The 10541-nt window shown below is 43.4% G+C and carries 9 protein-coding genes; 5 read left to right on the top strand and 4 right to left on the bottom strand.

Annotated features, from left to right (window positions below; translation table 11 throughout):
• Positions 1–932: 932 nt before the first annotated feature.
• The gene (locus AB7U36_RS10920; protein ID WP_428159806.1) at positions 933–1559 is read left to right on the top strand and encodes a tyrosine-type recombinase/integrase; all 627 of its coding nucleotides are present in this window, start codon (positions 933–935) and stop codon (positions 1557–1559) included.
• Positions 1560–1852: 293 nt separating this feature from the next.
• Here AB7U36_RS10920 and AB7U36_RS10915 read toward each other — a convergent pair whose 3' ends face one another.
• Both AB7U36_RS10915 and tyrS read right to left on the bottom strand, forming a co-directional pair.
• Positions 1853–2065 (bottom strand): YbfB/YjiJ family MFS transporter, encoded by a 213-nt coding sequence (locus AB7U36_RS10915; protein WP_428159805.1) that lies wholly within the window; start codon positions 2063–2065, stop codon positions 1853–1855.
• A 149-nt stretch (positions 2066–2214) separates the two neighbouring features.
• Positions 2215–3504, bottom strand: a complete 1290-nt coding sequence (gene tyrS, locus AB7U36_RS10910) for a tyrosine--tRNA ligase (protein WP_428159804.1) — start codon at positions 3502–3504, stop codon at positions 2215–2217.
• 468 nt (positions 3505–3972) lie between these two features.
• Here tyrS and AB7U36_RS10905 point away from each other — a divergent pair, with 468 nt between their 5' ends.
• The 4 genes from AB7U36_RS10905 (at position 3973) to AB7U36_RS10890 (ending at position 6123) form a co-directional block, all read left to right on the top strand.
• Entirely contained in the window at positions 3973–4530 is a 558-nt protein-coding gene (locus tag AB7U36_RS10905; RefSeq protein WP_428159803.1) for an isochorismatase family protein, read from the top strand.
• Positions 4531–4581: 51 nt separating this feature from the next.
• Positions 4582–5349, top strand: a complete 768-nt coding sequence (locus AB7U36_RS10900; RefSeq protein ID WP_428159802.1) for a sulfite exporter TauE/SafE family protein — start codon at positions 4582–4584, stop codon at positions 5347–5349.
• A 236-nt stretch (positions 5350–5585) separates the two neighbouring features.
• On the top strand, positions 5586–5732 hold the full coding sequence (locus AB7U36_RS10895; protein WP_428159808.1) for a hypothetical protein: 147 nt from the start codon (positions 5586–5588) through the stop codon (positions 5730–5732).
• Positions 5683–6123: a DUF3124 domain-containing protein gene (locus AB7U36_RS10890; protein WP_428159807.1), complete on the top strand. Its 441-nt coding sequence runs from the start codon at positions 5683–5685 to the stop codon at positions 6121–6123. The genes AB7U36_RS10895 and AB7U36_RS10890 overlap by 50 nt, the downstream gene beginning before the upstream one ends.
• Before the next feature lie 442 nt (positions 6124–6565).
• On the opposite strand, the gene AB7U36_RS10885 is transcribed toward AB7U36_RS10890, so the two are convergent.
• Entirely contained in the window at positions 6566–8068 is a 1503-nt protein-coding gene (locus AB7U36_RS10885; RefSeq protein WP_428159801.1) for a glycogen synthase, read from the bottom strand.
• 349 nt (positions 8069–8417) lie between these two features.
• Positions 8418–10346, bottom strand: a complete 1929-nt coding sequence (locus tag AB7U36_RS10880; RefSeq protein WP_428159800.1) for a GNAT family N-acetyltransferase — start codon at positions 10344–10346, stop codon at positions 8418–8420.
• Between the last annotated feature and the right edge of the window lie 195 nt (positions 10347–10541).

Below are 10541 nucleotides of genomic sequence, written 5' to 3'. Positions count from 1 at the left end.
TTAGGGACATAGGTATGGTCTCCCTGCAAAATCACACGACCATTGGATTTCACCGTTTCATTCTGGGAAAGGACAAACCGATTCCAATATTCTGTAACCTTATCAAGAGACTATGTTGATGCCCGAAGGAAATGGATAAATGCATGGTAGCCAGTTGTGTTCAGTCCCCAGAATCGACAAAACGATGTAACACCAATCATTTCAGATGCTCCGATAAACCCAAGAACTACCATACAAAACATGAGCCAGGTAATATTTCTTGAAAAAGCATTGCGGAAAAACCGTAGAGTCTGATAAATATACTTGAGCATTTTGGGTCCTTTTTTGTTTGAATTTGGTCGTTCAAGGCGTTAAAAGGCCTAAAATGCTCTTTCCATTTTTAAATGTCACGTTTTTTTTGAAAAAACTTACGACTCTCGAGTGAATGATAGCCTGTTCCAAGACAACATCAAACTGGATTTTTCAATTCAAATGTGATCAGGATGCCCATACCAGGTATTGTGTTCTGGGAAAATTGTTTAGAGTCATACTTGCTCGTTACAATTCCCCCAGGACTCAAAGCTGGACATCCAGCAAATCTTCCTATAGTCCTGCCTCTCTTAGAATTGGAGCGAGCCAACTTTGAGGTTCCTGTAAAAATATAGAGTATTTTTACATCTCTGTTTTTGATTAGGAGCTTTAGAAATAAGATATCCCTGAATATGTTTATTTCGTGTCGCTGAACAGCAATTCAGAAAGGGCAGGGCTACCAGAAGTATTGTAGTCCATAATGAAAATTACCAATCTTAACTTTAAGCAAAAAGTTAAGATTGGAGAAGGGGCGTCTAAGGCAGTAACCACAAGCGTTTCCATGATACTGCAGGAAAAATTCCGGCAAACCTTTATTTTGAATCTTAAGTTATATGTGTTATAGTGCAGAAAACTTAAGATTAATGCATTGGTACAAAAAATTGGAAAAAGGGCAAAACTTCAATCACCCGAAAAAGGGTTCCCGAATCGAGGTGGAACCGATCCGGAAGGAAAAAAATATAAAGTCTATTTTGCAACTGCTGTCCGGAAAACCCAGGGATTTGTTGCTTTTCACTATGGGCGTGAATAACGGTATTCGGGCCGGGGATCTTCTAAATATTAAGGTTGGAGATGTCCGGTACTTAAAACCCGGTCAGGTTCATCAAATCATTGAATCTAAGACTAAGAAAAAGAATGTTGTGGTGATAAACAAGTCCGTCCGGAAGGCTCTGGACAATTATTTGTCCCAGGGTGAACATAAAGAAGATGGCCATTACCTGTTCCGGAGCAGAAAGGGGGAGAATTCACCTTTGTCCGTCCAATCCGTTCACGGCTTGATAAAAAAATGGACACAGGCCATAAACCTCAAAGGCAACTACGGTACCCACACTTTAAGAAAAACCTGGGGATATCAACAACGAGTCAAATATGGTGTTGGATTCGATGTGATTGCCAAACGGTATAACCACTCTGACCCCAAAACCACCATGTTGTATTTGGGAATTGAAGATAAAGAAGTTCACAGCGTTTTAATGAATGAGATTGGCTGAAATTTTATGAAATTTTTGCCCTAACTGTTTAATTCTACCCAATGTTTACGAAAAACAGCCGGGAGGCTTTGCCCCCGGCTCCCCCAAAAAAGATTTACCGCTTTCTAACGAATAAGTGGTTAAAAAACGATCATATGGTAGACAACCGATTATTGATGGTCCGGGGACTGTAAGCCAAATTTTGAAGATATTCTTAAAGGCGATGACATGGCCATGTTCAACACCCCGTAATACCTCCGGGGGAGCTTACGCCAATAAAAAACAAAAAGGAATGAATGGCTTTGTCATAGGTCTCAATAGATTACTACTACAGCGGACATCACTATGGCCGATACAAAATTCCCAGAATTTTCAGATAAAATCCCAGACACCAGGAGGCCGAAAATCTGGTCGATACCATATATGGCTGTCAACAGTCCAATCACGTTTTGGCTTTGACCTGGCCTAAGTATTTTACCGATGGAAAAAGTCAAAGCGGTCATTCCCATGAACGTATTTGAGTTCACTATTCTGCTCGATGGCTTTTCTTTCCAGGCTGCACGATTTTTTTAAATTTTGAAACTACACTTATGCTCATTAAGTTCCCCCCCCTCCGATTCTTTTTCAGGCTCAGCCCATGGCGTGAATGGAGGACTAATCCTTTTTGTTTGTGAGCCTATTGGTCTTCTATCTGAATTCTATGAAATCTTTTTTTGCCGGCCCTTAAGAAAACTTCACCATCTTTAAAATGACTGGAATCAACCAACAAATCAAAAGCGGCTACCGTCTCTCCATTAATATAGGCGCCACCCTGACTTATCAGGCGTCTTGCCTCCCCGCTAGATTGGGTAAGACCGGTGCGAACAAAAAGTTCATAGGCCGGCAACCCCTTTGTAAGCTCATTGCGTGATACACAGGTTGTGGGGAGTTCAATTGCGTTCTTGTTTTCTTTTTTTCTGGGAATACTGGATGAAGGCAAAACTCTTTCCGAAATGGCGCAATTGCCAAAAACTTCAGCAGAAGAAGTTTTAGCAGTTAATGCCGCTTCCCTGCCGTGGGCCAGGCAAGTGCACTCAAATGCCAGAACATTTTTTGCCTGATTTAATTCGCTATCAAGCAGATTGATCACCTGGCGGATTTCCGGCATAGGCAGAAAGGTAAAAAGTGATAAAAAACGCTCCACATCCTTGTCATCCGTATTCATCCAGAATTGATAGTATTCGTAAGGGGAAGTTTTTTCAGGATCAAGCCATACAGCATTGCCGGCGGTTTTTCCCATTTTGCTCCCGTCACTTTTGGTGATCAATTTGTAGGTGATACCAAATACCGTTTTTTGTCTGCTTTTACGAACCAGTTCGATGCCTGCAAGAATATTTCCCCATTGGTCACTCCCCCCCATTTGCAGCCTGCAGTCATGACGGTCAAAGAGCGTTAGAAAATCAAAGGCCTGTAGAAGCATGTAATTGAATTCAATAAAACTCAGCCCGCCTTCTGATTCAATTCTCTGTCGATAGCTTTCAGCTTTGACCATTTTATTGATGCTAAAATGCCGCCCAATATCCCTGAGAAAAGGGATATACTCAAGCGATGCAAGCCAATCTGCATTATTTGCCAGAAGGGCAGTTTCTTCACCAAACTCTACAAATTTGGATAGTTGCCTTTTGATGCTCTGAACATTTTTATCAATGGTGCCCAGAGTCATCATCTGCCGCATTTCATTTTTTCCACTGGGATCGCCTATCCGGCCGGTACCGCCTCCGACAAGGGCTATCGGGATATGCCCATTCTGCTGCATATGCGCAAGAGACATGATAGGGACCAGATGGCCGACATGAAGACTGTCGGCAGTAGGATCAAAGCCTATATAGCAGTGTCGCCCGCCGTTTTTCAGGTAGGCTTGCAGCTCTTCCTCATGGGTTTGATTATCGATAAAACCACGTTCTTTTAACACATTCAATACAGTCATTTTTAACTCCGGTTAAATTAATTGAAAAAAGGGGAAAAATAAAAAGAGCTGCAACATCTTAGATGTGTGTTGCAGCTCTTTAAAATTCAAAATGCTGCAGGCACTTCCGACCCACAGCATTCATTTTATTTTTGATTTTTTATGTTAAATCAAGAAAGAAGCACCACGGTAGCCGGATATGGATAGTACCCACAATAATAATAAATCTGATTGGCTACCATGTAATGTGTCAAATCAATTCTCCTCCTAACTTAAAAAGCTGTTTAATCGTTTTTGATATGAAAGACAAGATATTTTTTCATAAAGGCCATATATAGAGGAGATGAATGGGGAAATCGTTCTGTCTATTTAGGTTCAGTTTTTCAAAAACTTTTCCAACGCATGACTGGAAACACTATTGAACAGGGGGTATAATCTCAAAACTGAACAACTATACTTTTGTTTGTTTTTAATGTGGAGGATCAGAATATGGTACGTTCTGAATATGTGGCCACGCGTGAAGAGAGCTTGCTTCTGATTATCGATTTCCAGCAGGCGATGCTCAAGGCCATTGATTCGTGGGAGAAAATCGCTTATAAGGTGCGTCAACTCATTCGGTCCTCCAATGCTCTTGGCATTCCAATTCTGCTGACGGAACAGTACAAAAAAGGGCTTGGTGAAACCCTTCCAGAACTGCTCCAGGAAATTGATTCACCACAGGTATTTCAGAAAGAGCACTTCAGTGCTTGCCTGGAAGAAAACTTTATTCCCACGATTCAATCGTTCAATCATAAAAAAATCGTGGTGGTCGGGATGGAAACCCATGTATGCGTCCTGCAAACCTGCCTGGATCTCATGAAGTCCGGTTTCCAGGTACATCTGGTGGCAGATGCCGTGGCCTCCCGTGTAAATGAGAACCGAGATATCGCCATTGATCTGCTGAAACAGGCAGGCGCTGTGATCAGTTCCACCGAAATTGTTATTTTTCAATGGGCGTTACGGGCGAATACCGATGATTTTAGAAAAATTCTGTCCATTGTTAAATAGTCGATGAAAACTGTGGTCAGTTATTCGTTGCTTGAGAGGTGCTTTTAAAAAATGGATTGGGTGATAATCGGGATAGCCGGATTCCTCGGCGGCATGTTGAATGCGGTGGCAGGTGGCGGCAGTTTCATCACATTACCGGCTCTGATTTTTGTGGGTGTAACACCGGTATCGGCTAATGCGACAGGCACGGCAGCACTTCTGCCTGGCTACCTCGCAAGTGCATGGCGATTCAGAAGGGATGTTGAGTTTCCTGCAAATTTAAAGTTCATACACATCGCTTTTATAGCCGTCTCAGGTGGATGCTTGGGTGCTGCTATCTTACTAATGGCAAGTGAACAATTATTCTCAACACTGATTCCATGGCTTATTTTGCTTGCTACCGCTGCGTTTATTGTTGGGCCATGGCTTCTGGAAAAAAAAAGTTCTTCAATAAAAAAATCCGAATGGCATTGCGCAACGACTGATTTAAAGACCTCCACAGCTTGTTTGGTATTACTTGCGGTTTGCGTCTACGGCGGTTATTTCAATGGGGGGCTAGGAATTATATTACTCGCCACCTTGGGTATAATGGGCCAGACCAACCTTCATGGCATGAACGGACTTAAAAATATTATATCAGCACTATTAACAACAGTCGCTGTAGGCGTTTATGCTGCCGGTGGAGCAATTGTTGGGGGGCATCTTCTGCTGCTCAGTATTATGGCAATTCTCGGGGGATACGCTGGGGCTGCTGTCGCATACCGTATTTCTCAACGCATTTTACGAGGGTTTATTGTCCTTGTAGGGCTTTTAATGTCCATAGGATTTTTTCTCCGCTAAAATCAATACCCTTTCCTTATTATTAGGGGTTTGAAGTCCAATGGATCGAAAACGTAGGCTAAGAGGTAGAAGGCTCGTTCTGATATCTAAAAAACCGATTAATAAAAAAATCTTAAATACGATTTTTTAGACACCCCAAGCCAAGCCTATAGCTGTCTGTCTGGAAAAGACAATAAAAGCACAGGCGTAAAATTTTATGAGTCAGTCTTGCAAAGATGCGCATACTCAGGTTAATCTTGGCCAAAACAAAGGAAAACACGATCCCGTTTCAAACAGCTTTTCCTAAAGGTGATAAAAATGATGAGAAAAAAGTATATACTGGATTACCCGGTTTTGTTGATTGGACTGTTGTTATGCATAAGGGGGACGGCTTTTACCCATGAGAATCCAAATCTTTCAAAGGGACAAAAGGTTTATGTCCCGGCATATTCACATATTTACACGGGCAATAGACAGATCCCTTCGCTTTTAACCGTGACTTTAAGCATCCGTAATACAGATATGTCCCACACCATTGAAGTTGTGTTTGTGGATTACTACGACACCAAAGGCACACTTTTAAAAAATTACCTGCTCTCACCTGTTTTTCTCAAGCCCCTTGAATCCATACGCTATGTTGTGGATTATTACGATAAGGCCGGGGGGGCTGGAGCCAATTTCATTGTTGAATGGCGATCTGAAAATGCTGTGAATCCCCCGATCATGGAAACCATAATGATCGGCTCAAGGTCTTCTTTCACGTCCCGGGGCCAGGCCTTTGTTCCTTTGAAATAATTCCTGACCTCTGCCTGGGCTTCAGCCTCAATATCGCTGATGTCCACGGATACGGTATATATACCCCCTGAAGGTATAACCACTCTGACCCCAAAACCACCATGTTGTATTTCGGAATTGAAGATAGGGTATTGAGTATGTCGCCCTTGAACGTGGGCTGACAGGCGGCTGCTATGTTTGTTACAGACCCGCTTGCCGTATAAGTCAAAGTCATTCTTGTATTTAGACTACCTCCGGGGCTGCCCTGGTCCGGCCGGTGTTTAATTTCTTTCTTTTTCCATCATGTCTCTCCTTTGAAAATAGTGTTTGAATGGCTCTATATGCCAGCGGCGGTACCAAGGCGCAGCGACTGGGTAGGTAAAGCGTTACATGATTATTTTCAAACCGTGACCGGATAATGGGCTTAAAAGGTGCCGGATACGGATCATTCGTCCATGTAGGTTTAGACCAAGAATGGCCTTTTGAGCATTTTTTCATATAGTTCAATATAGCTTTCAGCGCATCGGCTGTGATTGAATTCAAGTACCGATTCCGTCATGATTCTGCGGAGCTGGTTTTCTTTTTCATCCGGGTCCAGGCGGAAGAAGTCCATGGCACGGTCCACAGCCCAGTTCAGTCCCTGGGCATCGTGGACATTGAAAATAAATCCATTTCCTGTTGACTGATTTACATTCAGTTGTTTGACTGTGTCATGCAGGCCGCCTGTGTCAAATACAATGGGCAGGCTGCCGTATATTCCTCCGATCATCTGGGGCAGGCCACACGGCTCAAAGGAAGATGGCATGAAAATAAAATCACTGGCTGCAAATGCCTGGTGGGACAAATGTTCGTTAAACCTTAAGATACTGATGCGCTGGTGCATGCCATGGAAATTGACAATATCGTGAAGGTGTTTCTGATATGCCCCGTCTGCAACGGATACAATCTGAATGCCTGTATCCCAGTAACGGGAAATAATATCATACATGGTTTCTGCCAAAAGCGTACAACCTTTCTGCACAGGATCAAGGCGGGAAGGCCAGAAAAATACCGGCGCATCCGGATTTGTCTCTAGGCCTACGAATTTTTGCAGAAAAATTTTATTCTGTTGTTTCCGGACACGATGGTTTTTGGGCCCGTAATTGAACTGAATCATGTCATCCACAGCTGGATTGAATTCAGGCTCAGGCGCATTTAAAATGCCTGTGGCGTATCCTGCATTCCATTTGTGGGCCAGTTCTTGCCTGAGTTCCTGTCCCACAAAGGGGTGGCGGTTTTCAACAATTTCACGCAGGAAGGTGGGGCTTACTGTGTTCACATAATGGGCGGAAAATACCCCTGACGCCAGAAAATCCACCCGGTTGGTATCCCGGCTCTCTCCGTAGGTAAAAGGCGGATGCTTGAAGTAGAGCCACTGCCAGAAGGCTGCCGCATCAATACCCCTGTCCTCAATTTCGGTCATGGTGGAGGTCATGGTATGGATGTTGTGAATGGTAAACAGGCATGGGATCTGGTATCGCCTGGCAAGGGCCGGAATCAGTCCGGTCATCCAGTCGTTGCAATGGATGATGTCCGGCTTCACCCTTGGGATGATGTTGTTTATCACTTCCCGCTGAAACGCCAGGGACACCTTGAGATCCTTATCCGAATAGCCGGAATAGACGCCGTTTTTGTAAAGGAATACCCGGTCAGTGGCAAAATGAATCCGTTCATCCTGCAGGCGCCGGCGGATTTTTTCCACCTCCCGCTGATGCCTGGGTTTGTTATTGCCATGATAGATGGACCTGTAGTCGGGTATGGCCACATGAACATCGCAGCTTAAATCATACAACGCGGAAATCAGTGCGGCCGACACATCTGCCAGGCCTCCGGCTTTGGCTGAGTAATCATCGGCGTCAGGGCTGATACCTTCGGGTAGAGAGGTGACTTCCGGGGTTACAATAAGAATTCTTGGTCTATTAGGCATGACGACCTCCCATTTCCTGGTTTCCGGTCTTGCGTAAAATATGTGTCAAAATATGCATTTGTAAGCTTCTTTATTCTAGGTGGAGACATTGATTTCCGTGAATTTATCTTCAAATTTTCCCATATTGGGTGAAATTAAACAAATAGGGGAAAATCCCCATGGAGATTCCGTTAACCAATTGATATATAAAATAACACCTGTGGATATGTTTCCCCACTCCTATCATATGAAAAAAAAATTAGTGTTTGGACGCAAAGCTATCCATCTGCGGCGTTGCAAAAATTTGCATCTGAGCAAATTTGCGTCCAAGCACGGATTTTGGTTCAGGTACAAGTCAAGAATTTAAAATTTAACCCATAGATAGAATGGCGTCGCCCAGTGCTTTGCCGCCGCCGTCGTCATCTGCTTTAGGTTCACTGAACACGCAGCTTAAAATAAGCATGTCATCATTTTTTTCAGTTTTGATTTTATATGGCTGTTTATGAAAAAGGCTGATCATGCTTTTGTTATGCGGAGCAATATAGGCGATTAATCCTTTAATACCGTTGTCAATTGCCGCCTGATTGATTTTTTTCTGTAAGATAGTAGCAATTCCCATGCCCTGGTATTCTTTTGATACGGAATAGGCAACTTCAGCCATGTTAATGATGGTGTTTCTGAAATATTCGCCCATGGCAATAACTTTTTCAAATCCCAGTTCGCCTATCGTGGCTACGATGGTCTGGTCATTGATATAATCAATGTCATAGGTGGTATCAATTTGATCATAGGCAAAACTTTTTTTCTCATGAAAGAACCTGGAAACGATATCTCCACGATTCATGGTGTAATAATGCTCCTGGATAAAGCGTTCATCCACCGGCTTTGCCGGTCTGAAAGTAATGGGAATATTTTTTATAATAATGGTTTCCTCATATTTAAACGGATAGATTCCTTTATTGGCCTGATTAAATTTGCGTTTACTGTCAACCAGACCCATTTCTTTGGCTTCGGCAAACAATTCATCCCTGAAATCCGGATGGGCAATGGAGACTAAAGCCATAACCCGCTCCTGAAGTGTTTTGCCAAAAAGATTCACCAACCCGTATTCTGTTGCCACAAACTGGACATCTCCCCGTGGCACGACCACGGCGTGTTCTGTTAAAAAAGGAACTATCCGGCTTTTTTGCCCGTGATCCATGGTAGATGTCATCATGAGGATGGATTTTCCTCCTTCGGACATGGCTGCCCCCCGGGTGAAATCAAGCAGACCATTAATCCCTGTGTAATTGTTCAACGGCAGGGCATCGGCTGCCACCTGGCCGGTAAGATCAATGGCCATGGCTGTGTTCAGGGTTACCATCTTATTGTGGCGACTGATGATTCCCGGATTGTTGACATAATCTGAGGGGTAAAATTCAATGGAGGGATTATCGTCAAGAAATTTATAAAGCAGAGAGGAGCCCACGGCTGCGCCGGCCACAAGCTTTCCGTTATTAAATCCTTTCTTTTTATTGGTAATCACCCCCATGGAGAAAAGGTGCATGATTGCATCTGACAAGTATTGTGAATGAATCCCAATATCATTTTTATTTAACAAAGCTGTCTTAATTGCTTCAGTGGTTAAACCAAGACTTGTCTGGATGGTTGAACCGTCTTCGATGAGACGTGAAATAAGTTTGGCAATAACAATGCCTGACTCATGTTCAGGGAGCCGCTGGATGGTTAAAAGTGGTTCCTCATGTTCCACAATAAAATCAACATCATTAACATGGATAAAGCTTCTGCCCAGGACCCGGGGCATTTGGGGGTTAATCTGGCATATGACGATATCAGCAGTTTCGCAGGCCGAAAGATTGATATCCACGGAAATCCCAAGACTCATCCACCCAAAGTCATCGGGCGGCGTGGCCTGGATCAGCGCCGCATTTAACGGCATGAGCCCGGATTTGAACAGATTCGGGATCTGGGACAGGTTTGTAGGCGTAACAAATCGTTGATTTTTCTTTATAATGCTGTAACCACAGGAACCTAAGTAAAAGGACCTGATTTTGAACTGATGGGATGGAGACTCATTCGCGATAAGCGTTAAAGATCCATTTTCAATGCTGAGCAGACGCACGATTTCAAGATCGGTGAATCTTGTGGAGATTTCGGATAACTCTTGGACAAGATGTTGTGGTTCAGCACAGGATGAGCCTATAAATATACGTTGACCTGGCCGGATATGTTTCAGGGCCTCCTGGGCACTGCAACGTTTATCTATGTAGGAATCTGCCCAGTAAGTAGATTTTGTCATTATCAACCTCCTCTGTGTTTATTGTCTGCTTATAAACGGTTTTTATATTTTTTATATTAACAACAGGTTACCAATTCCGAAGCCAAGTCCAATGGTGAGAAAAATTTGAATCGGGGTTCCAATCAATGCGATTCTCTTCACCGGTTTAAGGTCTTTAAGCGAGAACTCAAGCCCCAAGGCAAACAGCAAAAGCGC

It is taken from the genome of Desulfobacter sp. (assembly GCF_050177295.1).
This window is presented reverse-complemented; position numbering and strand designations above follow the sequence as displayed.